The sequence below is a fragment of the Klebsiella sp. A52 genome, assembly GCF_018388785.1.
Lineage (GTDB): Bacteria > Pseudomonadota > Gammaproteobacteria > Enterobacterales > Enterobacteriaceae > Klebsiella > Klebsiella aerogenes.
Genome location: NZ_CP074437.1, coordinates 2940947 through 2959782, shown reverse-complemented (window position 1 = coordinate 2959782; position 18836 = coordinate 2940947). Strand labels below are relative to the sequence as shown.

Annotated in this window: 17 protein-coding genes; 11 read left to right on the top strand and 6 right to left on the bottom strand. The window is 55.8% G+C overall.

What is annotated here, in order from left to right; genetic code table 11:
• The first annotated feature begins 16 nt into the window (after positions 1 to 16).
• The 7 genes from KGA69_RS14020 (at position 17) to yejF (ending at position 9069) form a co-directional block, all read left to right on the top strand.
• Positions 17 to 724, top strand: a complete 708-nt coding sequence (locus KGA69_RS14020; protein WP_047078281.1) for a phosphatase PAP2 family protein — start codon at positions 17 to 19, stop codon at positions 722 to 724.
• Positions 725 to 1150: 426 nt separating this feature from the next.
• On the top strand, positions 1151 to 1720 hold the full coding sequence (gene mepS / locus KGA69_RS14015) for a bifunctional murein DD-endopeptidase/murein LD-carboxypeptidase (protein ID WP_047043201.1): 570 nt from the start codon (positions 1151 to 1153) through the stop codon (positions 1718 to 1720).
• Between the two features lie 203 nt (positions 1721 to 1923).
• Positions 1924 to 3486: a cyclic di-GMP phosphodiesterase gene (locus KGA69_RS14010; protein WP_047066141.1), complete on the top strand. Its 1563-nt coding sequence runs from the start codon at positions 1924 to 1926 to the stop codon at positions 3484 to 3486.
• 57 nt (positions 3487 to 3543) lie between these two features.
• Positions 3544 to 5349, top strand: coding sequence for an extracellular solute-binding protein (locus KGA69_RS14005; RefSeq protein WP_213292399.1), 1806 nt, complete (start codon positions 3544 to 3546; stop codon positions 5347 to 5349).
• Positions 5350 to 5358: 9 nt separating this feature from the next.
• The gene (locus KGA69_RS14000) at positions 5359 to 6453 is read left to right on the top strand and encodes a microcin C ABC transporter permease YejB (protein ID WP_020078276.1); all 1095 of its coding nucleotides are present in this window, start codon (positions 5359 to 5361) and stop codon (positions 6451 to 6453) included.
• Positions 6453 to 7478: a microcin C ABC transporter permease gene (locus KGA69_RS13995; RefSeq protein ID WP_049059668.1), complete on the top strand. Its 1026-nt coding sequence runs from the start codon at positions 6453 to 6455 to the stop codon at positions 7476 to 7478. The genes KGA69_RS14000 and KGA69_RS13995 overlap by 1 nt, the downstream gene beginning before the upstream one ends.
• 1 nt (position 7479) lies before the next feature.
• Positions 7480 to 9069, top strand: coding sequence for a microcin C ABC transporter ATP-binding protein YejF (yejF, locus tag KGA69_RS13990; protein WP_205460681.1), 1590 nt, complete (start codon positions 7480 to 7482; stop codon positions 9067 to 9069).
• 3 nt (positions 9070 to 9072) lie between these two features.
• Here yejF and KGA69_RS13985 read toward each other — a convergent pair whose 3' ends face one another.
• From KGA69_RS13985 to rsuA, 3 genes are all read right to left on the bottom strand, one after another.
• Positions 9073 to 9417, bottom strand: a complete 345-nt coding sequence (locus tag KGA69_RS13985; protein WP_045391356.1) for a YejG family protein — start codon at positions 9415 to 9417, stop codon at positions 9073 to 9075.
• Between the two features lie 331 nt (positions 9418 to 9748).
• Positions 9749 to 10945, bottom strand: a complete 1197-nt coding sequence (locus KGA69_RS13980; protein WP_205460682.1) for a Bcr/CflA family multidrug efflux MFS transporter — start codon at positions 10943 to 10945, stop codon at positions 9749 to 9751.
• Positions 10942 to 11661: a 16S rRNA pseudouridine(516) synthase RsuA gene (rsuA, locus tag KGA69_RS13975; protein ID WP_047043216.1), complete on the bottom strand. Its 720-nt coding sequence runs from the start codon at positions 11659 to 11661 to the stop codon at positions 10942 to 10944. Before rsuA ends, KGA69_RS13980 begins: the two co-directional genes overlap by 4 nt.
• 147 nt (positions 11662 to 11808) lie before the next feature.
• Here rsuA and KGA69_RS13970 point away from each other — a divergent pair, with 147 nt between their 5' ends.
• Both KGA69_RS13970 and rplY read left to right on the top strand, forming a co-directional pair.
• Positions 11809 to 13566: a DEAD/DEAH box helicase gene (locus KGA69_RS13970; RefSeq protein ID WP_047078284.1), complete on the top strand. Its 1758-nt coding sequence runs from the start codon at positions 11809 to 11811 to the stop codon at positions 13564 to 13566.
• Positions 13567 to 13702: 136 nt separating this feature from the next.
• Complete coding sequence (gene rplY / locus KGA69_RS13965; RefSeq protein ID WP_015365674.1) at positions 13703 to 13987, top strand: 50S ribosomal protein L25; 285 nt, start codon at positions 13703 to 13705, stop codon at positions 13985 to 13987.
• A gap of 58 nt (positions 13988 to 14045) precedes the next feature.
• Here rplY and KGA69_RS13960 read toward each other — a convergent pair whose 3' ends face one another.
• On the bottom strand, positions 14046 to 14933 hold the full coding sequence (locus tag KGA69_RS13960) for a LysR family transcriptional regulator (RefSeq protein WP_045391365.1): 888 nt from the start codon (positions 14931 to 14933) through the stop codon (positions 14046 to 14048).
• 103 nt (positions 14934 to 15036) lie between these two features.
• Between KGA69_RS13960 and KGA69_RS13955 the strand changes: the two genes are divergently transcribed.
• Positions 15037 to 16323: a serine hydrolase domain-containing protein gene (locus KGA69_RS13955; protein WP_045391367.1), complete on the top strand. Its 1287-nt coding sequence runs from the start codon at positions 15037 to 15039 to the stop codon at positions 16321 to 16323.
• Positions 16324 to 16343: 20 nt separating this feature from the next.
• On the opposite strand, the gene KGA69_RS13950 is transcribed toward KGA69_RS13955, so the two are convergent.
• Positions 16344 to 16940 (bottom strand): NUDIX domain-containing protein, encoded by a 597-nt coding sequence (locus KGA69_RS13950; protein ID WP_047043222.1) that lies wholly within the window; start codon positions 16938 to 16940, stop codon positions 16344 to 16346.
• Positions 16941 to 17021: 81 nt separating this feature from the next.
• On the opposite strand from KGA69_RS13950, the gene KGA69_RS13945 reads away from it, so the two are divergent.
• On the top strand, positions 17022 to 17783 hold the full coding sequence (locus tag KGA69_RS13945) for a DeoR/GlpR family DNA-binding transcription regulator (RefSeq protein WP_047078287.1): 762 nt from the start codon (positions 17022 to 17024) through the stop codon (positions 17781 to 17783).
• Between the two features lie 39 nt (positions 17784 to 17822).
• Here the strand turns inward: KGA69_RS13945 and yejK are convergent, their stop codons facing one another.
• Positions 17823 to 18830, bottom strand: a complete 1008-nt coding sequence (yejK, locus tag KGA69_RS13940; protein ID WP_015365669.1) for a nucleoid-associated protein YejK — start codon at positions 18828 to 18830, stop codon at positions 17823 to 17825.
• Positions 18831 to 18836 lie beyond the last annotated feature (6 nt).

Genomic DNA, 18836 nt, shown 5'->3' with positions numbered 1-18836 from the left:
AAAAATCGCATCTGTTATGACTAAAAACCGTATCCCCTTTATCTTGCTGCTGAACGTCGCGGGCGTAGCCTTATTTTGTTCCTGGTATCTACCGGCAAATCACGGTTTCTGGTTCCCGCTTGACTCGGCTATTTTTCACTTCTTTAACCAGGGCGTCAGCACCAACCGTGCGTATGCCTGGCTGTTAGCCATTATCAACAATCGCGCGTTCGACGCCTGCTCGCTGCTGGCGATGGGCTGTCTGATGCTCAGTTTCTGGATCAAAGCGCAGAGCGCTGAACGCCGTCGCATTATCCTTATGGGGCTGGTGATGTTGCTCGCGGCGGTGATTATCAATCAACTTGCCCAGCATCTGATGCCGGTACAGCGCGCCAGCCCTTCGTTGTTCTTTACGGATATTACGAAAGTCAGCGACGTGGTCTCACTGCCAACTAAAGACGCTTCAAAAGATAGCTTCCCGGGCGACCACGGCATGATGTTGCTCATTTTCGCCTCGTTTATGTGGCGATATTTCGGCCGCCGGGCATTTATCATTGCACTGGTTATTTTTGTGGTTTTTGCTTTCCCGCGAGTGATGATCGGCGCCCATTGGTTCACCGATATTGCCGTAGGGTCGCTCAGCGCGGTGCTGATAGGTGCGCCGTGGGTATTAATGACCTCGCTTTCCGATAAGTTGATCGCCTGGTTTGACCGTTCGCTTCCGGGTGGAATAGCAAAAAAATAAGATCATTTTTACATTTTATTAATATTATCCATAAGGGGTCGTTCTGACCCCTTTTTTTATATTTGCTGATGATTTATTCGCGACATCATCTTCCTGTCACATTAATCATCATTGAAATGAAGATATTGCATATTTTTCAGCCAAAAAAGGCGCTATTTTTCCCTTTGCCGATGATTCACTTTTTGTCGCAAAAATACTTATAAGAAATCGCGCAAAACCGCTCGCCATCCCACGTTTGATAGGGTAATCTCTTTCTCGTTTTGCCCTTCCAGGCAACACAATTCATCATTTGAATAAATTTGTGCGGTACTCCACATTTTTAGGCTTAAGGAATTGTCTCATTGCTTTCTGGAATCTAGGCTCTACCACGTTTGGCATTTTTTATAACGACATTGTCGTTAAGGACAACAAGGGAAAATAAACATAATGGTCAAATCTCAGCCGATTTTGAGATATATCTTGCGGGTCGTCCCCGCGATTGCAGTTGCGGTTCTGCTTTCCGCGTGTAGTTCAACAAGTACCGCCAAGAATATGCATTCTGAGACGCATGCTGTGGGTAGTGGAGATTTATCATCACTGCAAGCCTCTCAGGATGAATTTGAAAAAATGGTCAGCAACCTGGACGTTAAGTCCCGCTTGATGGACCAGTATGCTAGCTGGAAAGGCGTGCGTTACCGCCTTGGCGGCAGCACCCGGAAAGGGATCGATTGCTCGGCGTTCGTGCAGCGTACTTTCCGTGAACAATTTGGTCTGGAGCTGCCGCGCTCAACTTCCGAGCAGCAGGATTCCGGCAAATCGATTTCGCGCACTCAACTGCGTACCGGTGATTTAGTACTGTTCCGTGCGGGCTCTACGGGCCGTCATGTCGGTATCTACATCGGCAATAACCAGTTTGTACATGCCTCTACCAGCAGCGGCGTCACCATCTCAAGCCTGGATGAGCCATACTGGAAAAAGCGCTATAACGAAGCGCGTCGCGTTCTGAGTCGTTCCTGATACCTCTTCTTACCGTCGGTTATCCCTTGGCTGACGGTAAGAAATGAAAAAAACACTGCCCCGGCAGTGTTTTTTTGCTTTTCCGCCGATGATCTCCGCAAAATAAGCTATGTCTTTACAAGCTATGCCTTTTAAAGGAAATGGAACCATACTCTTCTGGCACCCCATTGGCATGATTCAATTATACGGACAGATTCTGGCCTATGCTAACCCGCTACTTTTCACCCCGACGTAAAATCTGGCTCACCAGTATTTGCATTGGCGTTGCCGTCGCGCTACTGGCCGGCAGCATCCAGTTTATGGTTATCTACCACAACCGCTCTGAACGTTTCGATCAGATAATCAATAACGTCAGTCACTACCTTAATAGTTATTTCGCCGATTTAAGCGAAACCATCGAGGGCCTGCAGCCTCTGCTCGATCAGCCCTGTGAGCATATTGACTCCGGCCTGGCTGCCAGCGCCGCCTTCAGTCCGAACGTACGCGCCTTCCTGCTGGTGAAAAACGGTAAAGCGTTCTGTTCATCCGCCACCGGCGCAATGAACACACCGTTTAAACAATTGATACCGCAGCTTGATATCAATAAACCCCTGGATATGGCCATCCTCCAGGGCACACCGATGATGCCGGACACCGCCGCGTTGGCAATGTGGGTGCAACACCCCGGCGATCGAGACAGCGGCATTTTTGTATCCATCAATGCTAATCTGACGCCTTACATCCTCTATACCGCACGGCAGAATGACTTCAACGGTATTGCGCTGGCCATCGGCCATACTGCGATTTCGACCTTCAGCAGCAAAATTATCGATCCGCTATCATTGCCCAATGAGCCGATACGCCAGATTCAGGTTCCGGGGCTACCGCTAAAAGTGTATCTCTTTTCCAACAGCTGGTTTGGCGAGAATACCCAGTTCGCCCTGCTGCTCGGCGTGGTATGCGGCATGCTTGCCGGCTTACTCAGCTACTACATCCTGACGATCAAATCCGATCCGCGGAAATCGATCCAACTGGGGATCAAAAACAACCAGTTCTACGTGGTCTACCAGCCGGTGGTAAAGGCCGATACCCTGCAGATTAGCGGCGTTGAAGTGCTGATGCGCTGGCGGCATCCGGTGGTGGGTGAAATCCCGCCAGACGTCTTTATTAATCTGGCGGAAACGCAGCAGATGATCGTGCCGCTCACCCATCATCTGTTAATGTTGATTGCCCGCGATGCGCCGACTCTGCAGCGCATTTTGCCGCGCGGTACCAAGCTTGGCCTGAATATCTCCCCCGCCCACCTGCATGCCGCCGAATTTCAGCAAGATATGCGACGTTTTGCCGCCGCGTTACCCGCAAACTACTTCGACGTCGTGCTGGAAATAACCGAGCGCTCGATGATCGATAAAAACCGGTCGATGGCTATTTTTGAGTGGCTGCACCAGCAGGGCTTCGAAATTGCTATTGATGATTTTGGTACCGGCCATAGCGCGCTAATTTATCTTGAGCGCTATAACTTTGATTATCTGAAGATCGATCGTGGTTTTGTGCAGGCGATCGGTACCGAAACCGTCACCTCTCCCGTGCTGGATGCGGTATTAACGCTAAGCCGCCGCCTGCAGCTGAAAACCGTGGCAGAAGGCGTAGAAACACCGGAGCAGGCGGAATGGCTGCGCGCTCACGGCGTGAAATATCTGCAAGGTTACTGCTTCAGCCGCCCGTTGCCGCTGGAGAAACTGGTTGCCGCTCATGATGAACCGGCAAATTATTTCACAAGCCGCTGAGGGTCGCTTATGATGCGAAACCATCGGGGTTAATGGTCAGAGGATGATATTCCAACTATGTTTGCGCGCATCGGCCTGCTGCTGCTGGCTTTATTTAGCCTTAGTAGCCAGGCGCAAACCATAAAAGAGAGCGAGGCGTTCGCTATCATCGGCGAGCCAAAGTATGCCGTTGACTTTCATCACTTCGATTACGTCAATCCGGATGCGCCAAAAGGCGGTGGTATTACGCTTGCCGCCATTGGCACCTTCGACAATTTCAATCGCTACGCCCTGCGCGGTAATCCCGGCGTACGCACCGATGCGCTGTATGACACTCTGTTTACCACCTCGGACGATGAACCGGGCAGCTACTACCCGCTGATTGCCGATCGCGCGCGCTTTACCGATGATTTCTCGTGGATGGAAATTACCATCAACCCGCGCGCCCGCTTTCATGACGGTAGCCCGATTACCGCCAGCGACGTTGCTTTCACCTTTCAAAAATTTATGACCGAAGGGGTCCCGCAGTTCCGTCTTATTTATAAAGGGACGACCGTTAAAGCTATCGCCCCGCTGACGGTGCGCATCGAACTGGCCAAGCCGGGCAAAGAAAATATGCTCAGCCTGCTGTCCCTGCCGATAATGCCCGCGTCATTCTGGCGCCATCATAAACTGAGCGACCCCCTTTCAACGCCGCCGCTCGCCAGTGGCCCCTATCGCATCAGCAGTTGGCGGATGGGGCAATATATTGTCTATTCGCGAGTCGAGAACTACTGGGCCGCCGACCTGCCGGTGAACCGCGGGCGCTGGAACTTCGACACGATTCGCTACGACTACTATCTCGACGATAACGTCGCTTTCGAAGCCTTCAAAGCCGGAGCGGTAGATATGCGCGAGGAGAGTTCGACAAAAAACTGGGCGACGCGCTATATCGGGCGCAACTTTAGCAACGGTTATATAGTGAAAGACGATCGCACGACTACCTCGGCAAAGGATACCCGCTGGCTGGCTTTTAATACTCAGCGCCCGGTCTTTGCCGACCGCCAGGTGCGTGAAGCCATCACCCTTGCATTTGATTTCGAATGGATGAATAAGGCGCTGTTTTACGGCGCCTACAGTCGGCCAAACAGTTACTTTCAGAATACAGAATATGCCGCTCGTGATTACCCGAAGGCCGATGAACTCACTTTGCTGGCGCCGTTGAAAAAAGATTTGCCGCCAGAGGTCTTTACCCGGATTTATCAGCCGCCCGTTTCCAACGGCGATGGTTTTGATCGCGCCAATTTACTTAAAGCAGATGCCCTGTTGAACCAGGCGGGATGGGTGCTAAAAAACCGTCAGCGGGTAAACCGTAAAACCGGCAAACCGCTGCGCTTTGAGCTGCTGCTCGCTTCCGGCGGCAACGTCAGTTGGGTACTACCGTTCCAGCATAATTTACAGCGTTTAGGCGTGACGATGGATATCCGTCAGGTGGATAACTCTCAGGCCACCAGCCGACTGCGGAGCCGCGATTACGACATGATGCCTTCGCTATGGCGCGCCACCGCCTGGCCAGATACGGGTTTACAGGTTTCGTGGGCCTCGGACTATATTAACTCCAGCTATAACGCACCGGGAGTGCAGAACCCGGCGGTCGACGCGCTGATTGCGCAGATCGTTCGCTGGCAGGGCAACAAACAGAAACTCCGGCCGCTGGGTCGCGCGCTCGACCGGGTGCTGACCTGGAACTATTACATGCTGCCGATGTGGTATATGGCGCAGGACAGGACGGCTTACTGGAACAAATTTTCCTTCCCGCAAACACGCCCGACCTACTCCTCCGGTTTTGATGGCTGGTGGTACGATGTTAACAAAGCCGCCAGGCTTCCCGCGGACCGACGTTAAGGATTAAAGATGGGCGCCTACCTGCTCCGCCGACTATTACTGGTGATCCCGACGCTCTGGGCCATCATCACCATCAATTTTTTTATCGTGCAGATTGCGCCAGGCGGTCCGGTCGATCAGGCGATCGCCGCCGTGGAGTTCGGCGACCGCAGCGGGTTGCCCGGCGCAGGAGATAGCGGTATGGGCGCCAGTCATGCGCGTACCGGCGTTGGCAATATCAGTGAAGGCCATTATCGCGGCGGGCGTGGGCTCGATCCGGAAGTGATTGCCGAAATCACCCACCGCTACGGCTTCGATAAACCGATTCACGAACGCTACTTTAAGATGCTCGGCGACTATCTGCGTTTTGATTTTGGCGACAGCCTGTTTCGCAGCGCTTCGGTGCTGCAGTTGATTAAAGACAGCCTGCCGGTGTCTATTACCCTCGGCCTGTGGAGCACGCTGATTATCTACCTGGTGTCGATACCGCTGGGGATCCGTAAAGCCGTCAGTAACGGCAGCCATTTCGACGTCTGGAGCAGCACATTTATCATCATCGGTTACGCCATCCCGGCATTTCTGTTCGCGATATTACTGATCGTGATTTTCGCCGGCGGCAGCTATTTCGATCTTTTTCCGCTGCGCGGCCTGGTCTCCGCTAATTTTGATAGCCTGCCGTGGTATCAGAAGATCGCCGACTATCTCTGGCATATCACCTTACCGGTGCTGGCGACGGTGATCGGCGGTTTCGCCGCCCTGACGATGCTGACTAAAAACAGTTTCCTTGATGAGATCCGCAAACAGTATGTGGTGACGGCCCGCGCCAAAGGCGTCGGGGAAAAACAGATCCTGTGGAAACACGTTTTCCGCAACGCCATGCTGCTGGTGATTGCCGGTTTTCCCGCCACTTTTATCAGCATGTTCTTTACCGGTTCGCTGCTGATTGAGGTGATGTTCTCGCTCAATGGTCTTGGGCTGCTCGGCTACGAAGCCACCGTGTCGCGCGATTACCCGGTGATGTTCGGCACTCTGTATATCTTCACGTTAATCGGCCTGTTATTAAACATTGTCAGCGACATCAGCTATACGTTGGTCGATCCGCGTATCGATTTCGAGGGCCGCTAATGTCATTTCTCTCCCCCGTTAATCAGGCCCGCTGGGCGCGTTTTCGCCACAACCGCCGCGGCTACTGGTCGCTATGGATCTTCCTGGCGCTGTTTATTTGCAGCCTGTGCGCCGAGCTTATCGCCAACGATAAGCCACTGCTGGTGCACTATCGCGGTAGTTTGTACGTACCGGCGCTGAAAACCTATAGCGAAACGACCTTCGGCGGTGATTTTGCCACCGCCGCCGACTATCAGGATCCCTGGCTGCAAAAACGGCTGGCGGAAAACGGTTGGGTGCTGTGGGCCCCGGTGCGTTTCGGCGCCACCAGCATCAATTTCGCCACCGACAGCCCCTTCCCTTCGCCGCCGTCCAGGCACAACTGGCTGGGTACCGACGCTAACGGCGGCGATGTATTCGCACGGATCCTCTATGGCGCGCGGATCTCATTATTATTCGGTCTGCTACTGACGCTCTTCTCCAGCGTGCTTGGCGTGCTTGCCGGGGCGCTGCAGGGCTACTACGGCGGTAAGCTCGACCTGTGGGGGCAGCGTTTTATCGAAGTATGGTCCGGAATGCCGACGCTATTTTTAATTATTCTGCTCTCAAGCGTAGTGCAACCTGATTTCTGGTGGCTGCTGGCGATCACCGTTTTATTTGGCTGGATGACGCTGGTCGGGGTGGTTCGCGCCGAATTCCTGCGCACCCGTAACTACGATTATATTCGCGCCGCACAGGCGCTGGGGGTCAGCGATCGCCATATTATCCTGCGCCATATGCTGCCGAATGCGATGGTCGCCACCCTCACCTTCCTGCCGTTTATTTTGTGCAGTTCGATAACCACCCTGACCTCGCTCGATTTTCTCGGCTTTGGCCTGCCGCTAGGCTCGCCGTCGCTGGGCGAACTGCTACTGCAGGGGAAAAATAACCTGCAGGCGCCGTGGCTGGGGATGGCGGCATTTTTGTCGGTGGCGGTGCTGCTGACGCTGCTGATTTTCATTGGCGAAGCGGTCCGCGACGCCTTCGATCCGAGTAAGGCGGTATAGCATGAGCCAGCCGTTATTAGACATTGACGACCTCTCTATCGCCTTCCGCCAGCAAGGGGCAAGCCAAACGGTAGTCAGCAACCTGACGCTGCAGATTGCCGCGGGTGAAACGCTGGCGTTGGTCGGCGAATCCGGCTCCGGCAAGAGCGTTTCCGCGCTGTCGGTACTGCGCCTTCTGCCCTCGCCGCCGGTTAGCTATCCCAGCGGCGATATCCGCTTTCACGGCCAGTCGCTGCTGCGCGCCGATGAGCGTACCCTGCGCGGGATCCGCGGCAACCGCATCGCGATGATTTTCCAGGAGCCGATGGTCTCGCTCAATCCGCTGCATACGCTGGAGAAACAGCTGTACGAGGTGCTCTCGCTGCACCGCGGCATGCGCAAAGAGGCGGCGCGCGGCGAAATCCTCGACTGTCTGGATCGGGTTGGCATCCGTAACGCTTCACGGCGGCTTGCCGACTATCCGCACCAGCTTTCCGGCGGCGAACGCCAACGGGTGATGATCGCCATGGCGCTGCTGACGCGCCCGGAGCTGCTCATCGCCGATGAACCAACCACCGCGCTGGACGTCTCGGTGCAGGCGCAAATTCTGCAACTGCTGCGCGAACTGAAGCATGAGCTCAACATGGGGATGTTGTTCATCACCCACAATCTGAGCATTGTCCGCCAGCTTGCCGACCGGGTGGCGGTGATGCAAAACGGCCGCTGCGTCGAAGAAAACGGCTGCCGGGAGCTGTTTCAGGCGCCCGCGCATCCGTATACCCGCCGCCTGCTGGATAGCGAACCGACCGGCAAACCGGTGCCGCTACCCGCCGATGCGCCCATCCTGCTGCAGGCCCGCGATCTTAACGTCGCCTTCCCAATCCGCAAAGGGATCCTGCGCCGGGTGGTCGATCACAATCGGGTGGTCAACCATCTGACTTTTACCCTGCGGGCCGGAGAAACGCTGGGGCTGGTGGGAGAATCCGGCTCTGGCAAAAGCACCACCGGGCTGGCGCTGCTGCGGCTGATTAACTCCAGCGGAGAAATGCAGTTTGCCGGCGAGTCGATCCAGGGGCGAAATCGCCGCCAGATGCTGCCGCTGCGCCGACGCATTCAGGTCGTTTTTCAGGATCCGAATTCATCGCTCAACCCGCGCCTGAGCGTCCTGCAGATTATCGAGGAAGGATTACGCGTTCATCAGCCAACGCTGACGCCCGCGGAACGTGAACAGGCGGTGATTCAGGTGATGCAGGAAGTGGGGCTCGACCCCGCGACGCGACAGCGCTATCCGGCGGAATTCTCCGGCGGCCAGCGCCAGCGTATCGCCATTGCCCGGGCGCTGATCGTCAAACCGCAGCTGATGGTGTTAGATGAACCGACTTCATCACTGGATAAAACCGTGCAGGCGCAGATCCTGGCGCTGCTGAAGACGCTACAGCAAAAGCATCAGCTGGCCTATCTGTTTATCAGCCACGATTTACGTGTTGTACGGACGCTCTGTCATCAGGTGATAGTGCTGCGGCAGGGAGAAGTCGTCGAGCAGGGTGAATGCGAGCGCGTATTTACGGCACCGCTTCAGGAGTACACCCGCCAGCTGCTGGCGTTAAGCTGACGGTCAGAAGGGGTTGTTGCCAGAGAAAGGCTCGGCAATGGCCACGCCGAAATTTTTCAGTCGGCAGGTAGCGGCAAACTCATCCTGCATATTAACGAACAGGCATGGCTCGCCTTCACACTCGAGAATGGAACAATCCACTTCGATGTCGCTCAGCGCCTGGCTCAGCGTACGCATCACCGGCCACGCTTTCTCGCCGTCCGGGCTGAGCAGTTTTAATGCCACCAGGCTATTTTCGCCCTGCGCGCCGTTTTGCGGAATCGGTTCAACTCTTGAACCCGCAAAACCGGCCAGCCAGCGATAGCTCTGCGGCAGTCGGTGTACGATAGAGAGTTGCTGTGTATTCACTTGGTTTCCCCGGAAGCAAAAGGCTTCACAATAAATTTACATCAATATTAACACATTGTTGACAAATAGTCCTGCAACAGCTTAGAAAACGCTTACACCCGCATCGGGCCAGGGCTAACAGCTTATTATCCAGAACTTTATAGTTGCCTTGCGGAAACAGTTCGCGGCTATATGTACCCGTTTCTGTGATCCAAAACAACTTTTTTATCGCAACATTGCGACTTTTTACACTAATTGATTTTACATAAAAGAAACAAATAGCTAAACAGGGAAGCCGATTTCGGTTGATATGTATCAAAAAAGGGGCGGAAATCGCCCCTGAAAATGTGACTTAATGTGCGACTTTTCGTCGCCGGCTGGCGTACAGATAGAAGAGAATGGAGCTCGCGGCGCAAAAAGCGATAGAAATCAGCATCGGCCAGGCGGTGGTAAAGGTAGCCATCGACAGCAACGCGCCGATAATCGCGCCAATCCCAAAGCGAAATGTTCCGGCCAGCGACGATGCGGTTCCCGCCATATGCGGAAACTCGTCGAGGATCACCGCCATGGCGTTAGAGGAGACCATCGATACGCAGCCGACGAACGCCGCCACGCCCACCACCAGCGACCAGAAACCAACATCAAGCAGCGCACACACCACCATCCACACCGCCATCGCCAGCTGGATCCACAGCCCGGCGCGGAACATGTTCAATGCGCCGACCCGGCGAACAAAGCGGCTGTTAATGATGGTCATGATGAACAGGAACACGATATTCAGCGCAAAATAGTAGCCAAAGTGCTGCGGCGACACGTGATTAATGTTGATGTAGACAAATGGACCCGCGCTGAGAAATGAAAACATGCCGGCGAAACTGAAGCCGCTGGCCAGCATATAGCTAAGTACCCGCTTGTGGCGGAACAGGGTGGCGAAGTTGCCAAGCGTGGTGCGAATATGAAATTTCTGCCGCCGTTCTACCGGCAGCGTCTCGCTAATAAAGAAAGCAATCATCGCCGATGCCAGCAGCGCCGCCAGCGCCAGGATCCAGAAAATCGCGTGCCAGCTGAACCACACCAGCACCGCGCCGCCGACCATCGGCGCCACCAGCGGCGCAATGGTGGTGACCAGCATGACAAACGACATCATGCGCGAGAACTCCTCTTTCGGGTAGATATCGCGCATCAGGGCATTGATCACCACGCTGGCCGCCGCGGCCGCCAGGCCGTGGAAGAAACGCATAGTAATCAGCATCTCGATGGTCTGCGACAACGCACAGGCCACCGCTGCCGCGGCGAATATCAGCGTCCCGCCGAGGATCACCGGTTTACGGCCAATGCTGTCGGCCATCGGCCCGTACAGCAACTGCCCCAGCGCAAAGCCCAGAATATAGGTACTGAGCGTCATTTGCGCGCTGCCGTCCGGCACGTTGAACTGCGACGAGATAACCGGCAGCGCCGGCAGATACATATCAATCGACAGCGGCATTAACATGGCCAACAGGCCAAGAATAAACACAATCCCAAATGAAGAATTCTGCTTTGTCGTCACGTTTTACTCCGTGCTTGTGGGGCGCCAACGCTGGCGATTTCGTCAGCCGTCAGCGGGCGGTATTCGCCGGGCTCCAGCGACGCATCAAGGGTAATATCGCCGATACGTTCGCGATGTAATCCCACGACGTGGTTACCCACCGCCGCGAACATGCGTTTTACCTGGTGGTAGCGGCCTTCGCTGATGGTCAGGCGTACTTCTGTCGGAGTGATGACTTCGAGGACAGCAGGTTTGGTGAGATCTTTTTCATTATGCAGCTGCACGCCTTTGGCAAACTGCTCGGCGACGCCCTCTTCCAGCGGATTTTCCAGCTCCACCAGATAGGTTTTTTCGCAGTGATGGCGCGGCGAAGTAATGCGGTGCGACCACTGCCCATCATCGGTCATCAGTACCAGACCGGTGGTGTCGATATCCAGACGCCCGGCGGCGTGCAGCTTATGGGCAACCGGCTCATCGAGAAAATAAAGCACCGTTGGATGATCGGGATCGTCTGTTGAACAGACATAACCCTGCGGCTTGTTGAGCATAAAGTAACGGGGGCCGTGCTGCTGGGTCAGCGTATTGCCGTCATATTCTACCTCGTGCTCCGGCTGGAGCTTAAAGGAGGCATCTTTCACAATGTCGCCGTCCACGGTAACGCGGCTGCCGCGGATTTCACGCCCGGCAATAGCACGGCTGACGCCAAGCTGCTGAGCGATAAACTTATCAAGTCGCATGAGATTTTTTAGCCTGTAATAATGCTGGAGCGGGCATCTCGCCCGAAAAAGAAGAATTCCATTGGTTAGTATAACGGGGTCTTAACACCACTCAAGGGAAAAGATTCATGGCATACTATTTGCGAGTTAATTAACCCCCGAGAATTGATGACTTTTACACTACGTCCCTACCAAAAAGAGGCGGTCGACGCCACGCTCGCCTGGTTCCGCCGTCACCATGAGCCGGCCGCCATCGTGCTGCCGACCGGCGCCGGCAAAAGCCTGGTGATCGCCGAACTTGCGCGGCTGGCGCGCGGACGCGTATTGGTTCTGGCCCACGTTAAAGAACTGGTGGCGCAGAATCACAGTAAATACTGTGCGCTTGGCCTGGAAGCCGATATTTTCGCCGCCGGTCTGCAGCGTAAAGAGAGCCAGGGCAAGGTGGTCTTCGGCAGCGTGCAGTCGGTGGCGCGCAATCTTGAGCAGTTTCAGAGCGAATTCTCCTTACTGATCGTCGATGAGTGCCACCGTATCAGCGACGATGACGACAGCCAGTATCAGCAAATCATCAGCCACCTGCGGCAGGTGAATCCACAGCTCAGGCTGCTCGGCCTGACCGCGACCCCCTTCCGTCTCGGCAAGGGGTGGATTTATCAGTTCCACTATCACGGTATGGTGCGCGGAGACGAGAAAGCGCTGTTCCGCGACTGCATCTACGAGCTGCCGCTGCGTTATATGATTAAGCACGGCTACCTGACGCCGCCTGAGCGCCTCGATATGCCGGTGGTACAATACGATTTCAGCCGCCTGCAGGCGCAGAGCAATGGCCTGTTCAGCGAAGCCGACCTTAACCATGAGCTGAAAAAACAGCAGCGCATCACGCCGCATATCGTCAGCCAAATCGTTGAGTTTGCCGAAAGCCGTCAAGGCGTGATGATTTTCGCTGCGACCGTCGAACATGCGCGGGAAATTACCGGCCTGCTGCCGCCCGCGCAGGCGGCGCTGATTACCGGCGAAACGCCGGGGCCGGAGCGCGATCGCATCATCGAAGCTTTTAAAGCGCAGCAGTATCGCTATCTCGTGAACGTCGCGGTACTGACCACCGGCTTTGACGCGCCGCACGTCGATCTTATCGCGATTCTTCGGCCAACCGAGTCGGTAAGCCTTTACCAACAAATTGTTGGCCGCGGCCTGCGTCTGGCGCCGGGCAAAACCGACTGCCTGATCCTCGACTATGCCGGCAACCCTCACGACCTGTATGCGCCGGAAGTCGGCACGCCAAAAGGCAAAAGCGATAATGTCCCGGTACAGGTTTTCTGCCCGGCCTGCGGTTTCGCCAATACTTTTTGGGGGAAAACCACCGCCGACGGCACGTTGATTGAGCATTTTGGCCGTCGCTGCCAGGGCTGGTTCGAAGATGATGACGGCCATCGCGAACAGTGCGACTTCCGCTTTCGTTTTAAAAACTGTCCGCAGTGCAACGCCGAGAATGACATTGCCGCCCGCCGCTGTCGCGAGTGCGATTCTATTCTGGTCGACCCGGACGACATGCTGAAGGCGGCGCTGAAGCTTAAAGACGCGCTGGTGTTGCGCTGCAGCGGCATGGCGCTGCAGCATGGCAGCGATGAAAAAGGCCCGTGGCTGAAAATCACCTATTACGATGAGGACGGCGCCGATGTGAGTGAGCGCTTCCGTTTACAAACGCCCGCGCAGCGTACCGCCTTTGAGCAGTTGTTTATCCGCCCGCATACCCGTACTCCGGGCGTGCCGCTACGCTGGATAACTCCGGCAGACATCATTGCCCAGCAGGCGCTGCTGCGCCATCCGGACTTTGTCGTCGCCCGGATGAAGGGGCAATACTGGCAGGTGCGGGAAAAAGTGTTCGATTATCAGGGCCGTTTCCGTCGCGCCAATGAGCTGCGTTAATCCGCCAAAAACTGAGGTTTTGATTGCCGCTGTGCCGATAGGCGGCTATAATGCCGCCCGCTTTTGCATTCGCAAAGCAGATAATCTGCCTGCTGCTGGGTCGCCTGTTGCAGGCTTTATATATAGAGAGACATCAATGTTTACTATCAACGCAGAAGTACGTAAAGAGCAGGGTAAGGGTGCGAGCCGCCGCCTGCGCGCAGCTAACAAGTTCCCGGCAATCATCTACGGTGGCGAAGCTGCTCCGGTTGCTATCGAACTGGATCACGACAAACTGTGGAACATGCAGGACAAAGCTGAGTTCTACGGCGAAGTTCTGACCCTGGTTGTCGACGGCAAAGAAGAGAAAGTTAAAGTTCAGGCTGTTCAGCGTCACGCGTTCAAGCCGAAACTGACCCACATCGACTTCGTTCGCGCTTAATCGCCGATAGCAAGTTGTATGGCAAACGCCCTGGTGTCTTCTGACCCGGGGCGTTTTGTTATCTGCGCCGCCATAACCCTGGCGCGTCGTCAACAATCTCTCCCAGCGCGCGGTGTTTATTCATTCCCGGCAGCCACAGCATCACCATGGTAACGTTAAGCCCCTGATTACCGACCTCGGTGGCTATTTCAGCAACCCCCTGCCACTCGTCGGGCCGTAAATGGTCGGGTAAAAAACCCCAGCCCTGCCCCTGCTCCATTGCGTGGCGCAACATGGTGATTTCATTCATATACAGCGTATGGCCGGATATCTGTAACCGGCGGGCGATTTGATCGTCGCTGCGCCGGTGCATGACTAACTGCGGGGTGAGCGATAAATTCAGCAACGTCAGCGGCCTTGCGGCATCAGCGAACAACCGCTGCGCGGCGTAAAAGCGTAAATCAACGGTACCCAGCGCCCGCCACTCCATTTCGCTACCCAGCGTACGATTGTTAGCCTGGCAAATGGCCATATCCGCGACGTCATCGCTCAACGCCTGCTCGGCTTCGCGACGCGAAGCGCTCCAGCAGCTTAAACGGATCTGCCGCCGGGCAAGCGTATCGGCCAGCAAACAGAGAAATTCACGCGGCACGAACGGATCGTACACCAGGCGTAACTCCTGCCAGGCCGTTTGCGGCAGCGTTTGCGCAAAAGACTCGAAAGCCTGCGCCTGTCGCAACAACAGGTGCGCCTGGCGAAAAAGCTGCTCTCCCTCGGCCGTTAAAGTCAGGCTACGCCCTTCACGGCTGAATAACCGGTAGCCCAACGCATCTTCCAGGTAATCCAGCAGATCGCGAAGCGTCGTACGGTCTTTCCCTAAACGAATCGCCGCCCGCGACAGGCTGCCGGTCTCAGCAATCGTCGCGAAGGCTTCAATCTGTGCAAATGAATACTGCAGGGTTTTCATCCTTCTCTCCCTTTCAGGGGAAAATCCCCCATAGAGTGATTTTAGCCGCCGCGCGCCGGTTTATATACTGCGATGCGAATCTATGGCAAACGAGGAAATGAAAATGATAAGAAAACCACTGGCTCTGGCGTTAATTTTGGCGGCGCTACCGGCGGCGGCAATGGCGCAAAACTGCGGCGGCCTGACGCTGGATGTCTGCCCCACGCCTTACGATCAAACGCTACCCGCGGCCAAAGACATGCTCACCTGGGATCAGGCGTCACGCGTCGTTGGCTTTCGTAATGACTATCGCAACTATGCTGGCGATGTTTTCCGTCACGGCGACTCGGTCCCGCTGGAGCGCGCAAAAAAACAGCTGACCGATGCCCGCTACACGCTCAACGGCCACACCTGGAATTTGCAAGATTACCTGAAGCGCGAAAACGTCAGCGGTATGCTGGTGCTGAAAGATGGCAAAGTCGCCTGGAAATATCTCGCCGAAGGTAATACCGACACCACGCTGTGGACCTCGCGCTCGGTGGGTAAATCGGTCGTCTCGACGCTGGTCGGTATCGCTATTCAACAGGGTAAAATCCACTCCCTTGATGACCTGATTACCGTTTATGAACCCGAACTGAAAGGCACCGCCTGGGATGGCGTGACGCTCAAGCAGCTCATTCAACATACCAGCGGCGTGGAATGGAATGAAGATTACACCAATCCACAGTCGCACTTCGCCCGCCTGACCCAGTGTGAAGCGCAGCCCGGCGCCTATGATTGCGTGCGTAAAATTGTGTCGACGCTGTCGCGCAAACACCCGGCAGGCGAGCAGTGGTCCTACTCTTCCGGCGGCGCCTGGCTGCTGGGCGATGTGCTGGAACGCGCAACCGGTATGTCGCTGGCCGCCTGGCTTGAACAATCACTGTGGCAGCCTGCGGGCATGGCCCACGATGGCGTGTGGCACGCCTACAAAAAAGGACAACATGATGTCGGCGCCCACGGCTTTAACGCCACCCTCGAAGACTGGGGACGCTTTGGCGAGTTTGTCGCCCGCGATGGCCGCCTGAGCAACGGTGAACAGCTGGTGCCCGCAGGCTGGTTCGATCAAGCCGCGAGCTGGACAAAAGCGCTGAACTCGGTTTCAGCAGCGCATCCGGAAGGTATCTACGGCTATCAATGGTGGAATAACGCCATTCCGGCCAATGCGCAAAACGTGCAGCCGACGCCGCAGGAAGGGCTCAAAGGCTCGCTGTGGGCGCTGGGGATCTACGGCCAGGTGATAATGGTCAACCGTGCGGAACATCTGGTGATCGTGCAGTGGTCAACCTGGCCACAGGCGGAACCGTCCTTTAACGCGCAACCGCTGGAAGCGGCGCTGATGTACAGCGCCATTGCCCGCGAATTGCGCTAATCTTGCCGGCTCCTTGCCGCTTAACCGGCAAGGAGCGTGTCGGCATTTAACGCCAGGTGCTGCAGCAGCATAATGGTTTTCGCATCCACGATTTCGCCATCGCGAATGGCCCGTAACGCCCGCGCCAGCGGCCACTCCAGCACTTCAATATCCTCTCCTTCCGCCGCCAGCCCGCCGCCATCGCCACGGCGATCGTCCGCGGAGTATTCAGCAATAAAGAAGTACAGCTTCTCGGTCACCGACCCCGGACTCATAAACGCGGTGAATACCGGTTCAATACGGGTGACGCGAAAACCGGTCTCCTCTTCCGCTTCGGCGATAATGCGTTCTTCCGGCGAGGCGTTATCCAGTAACCCCGCGGCGGCCTCGATCAAAAAACCGTCGTGACCGTTGATCCACACCGGAAAACGAAACTGGCGGATGAGCACCACGCTCTGCTTGTGGCGATTGTAGAGCAGAATAACCGCGCCGTTGCCGCGGTCGTAGGCTTCCCGGCTCTGCTCCTGCCAGCGTCCATCACGACGCAGCAGTTCGAAGGTATATTTTTTCAGCGTGTACCAGTTATCTGACAAGAGCGTTTCGCGAACGTGGCGAACGCGCGGTGCGTCTACATGCATGTTTTTCCCCTTCTAAGGTGACAGCGGGCAACATAACATGCATAATCGTGCATAAACAAGATCAATCGTGAAGTGAACAACATGCTCGCCAGCCAGAGAAAACAGCACATCCTGCAGATCCTTGCCGCAGAAAAACAGGTGATGTCGGGAGAGTTAAGCCAGCGCTTTAAAGTCTCCGAAGACTCCATTCGTCGCGATCTGCGCGAACTGGCGGCGGAAGGTAAACTGCAACGGGTCCACGGCGGCGCGCTGCCGGTATCCGCCGCTATCGCGCCAATCGAAAGCAGAAAAAGCGTGCAGATGGCTTCCAAACAGGCGATAGCCCGCCGGGCGGCGGCGCTTATCCAGCCAGGACAGGTGGTCATCGTCGACGGCGGCACCACCACCACGGCGATGATCGCCGCGCTACCCGCCGACCTTGCTTGTACCGTGGTGACGCACAGTCCTGGGATCGCCGTGGCGCTGGTCGAGCATCCGCTGATCGACGTGATCCTGCTCGGCGGCACAATGTTTAAACATTCGGTAGTCACGGTCGGCGCCGAGACGCTGGCGGCGATGGCGCGGATTAATGCCGATCTGTTCTTTATGGGAGTAACGGGTGTGCACCCGCGGGTGGGCTTTACCACCGGTGATTATGAAGAGGCGGGCATCAAGCGCGCGCTGGCGGCCAGAGCCGCAGAAACCGTGGTGATGGCCTCTGCCGAGAAAATTAACTCCGCCTCCGCATTTGCCATCGGCGAGCTTAATCTTGCCAGCACAGTGGTTATCGACAGCGAACTGGATGACACGTTACGCCAGAAGCTTAAACAAAGCGGCGTCGGGATTATTCAGGTAGAAGGTTAACCCGGCGGCATCATGTTCCGCCGGGATAAGCTGCAGGGATTAATTACCGCCAGAAGTACGGCGCTGCAGCTGATCGCGCAGGTTCGGCGGCGTACCTTTGATGGTCAGCGTATCCGTTGCCGGATCCCAGAATACGCGCTCGCCTAACAGCATCGCATCAAAGTTAATGGTCAAACCGCCGCCGCTACCGGCAAATTTGGTCAGCTGGCGCAGCGTACTGCGGTCCGCCGGGAAGCTCTCTTCCAGCTCATAACCCTGTTCAGCGGTAAACTCCTGGAAACTCTTTTCGCTGACGCCGGAGAGCTCTTTAGACAGCGACTCCAGCTCGATCTCTTCGCCCGCCTGCAGCTGTTCGTTACAGTAGGCGTACACCTGCTGGCGCACGTTCTGGCGCTCGGATTTATCCAGCTGCGCGTCAGCGGCGAAATCATCCACCGCCTGCAGCAGACCGCGGTTCTGCGCTTTGGCGTTGAGCCCTTCGCTGGCGCCGAGGAAGTCCATGAAGAAATCAGCGACTTTACGCCCCACCCGCCCTTTCAGGAAGGTCAGGTAACGGGTCGATTCGGGATTGGTTTCCCACTCGGTCAGATCGATACGCGCCACGATGTCGGCATGGTTGATATCGAGGTAATGCGTGGAACTGATATCCAGCTCTTCGTTAACGCGCATGCTGCTCAGATTATTGAGCACCGCCACCAGCAGATACTCGACCGCCAGATAACGATACTGACAGAACAGCACAATGCCGCCTTCGGCAAACGGATACTTCGCCAGCTCATCGCGCAGGCGACCGGTTGCCGCACGGCTGAAAGGAAGAAATTCTTCTTCACCCTGACGCTGTAAACGCAACGCTTGCGCCAGCTCGCTCTCTTCATTAAAGAGGCCATAGGCTTTGCTTTTTGCGCTGTAGACACGATGCAGTTCAGCCATCATTTCCACGACAGTGGCATTTGGTTCCAGCAGCGACTCGCGCAGCACCAGTTCCAGATTCTGTTCATCACGTTTGATCAACTGATGCAGGGCAATCTGGTCGATATCCAGACTCATGTTAAA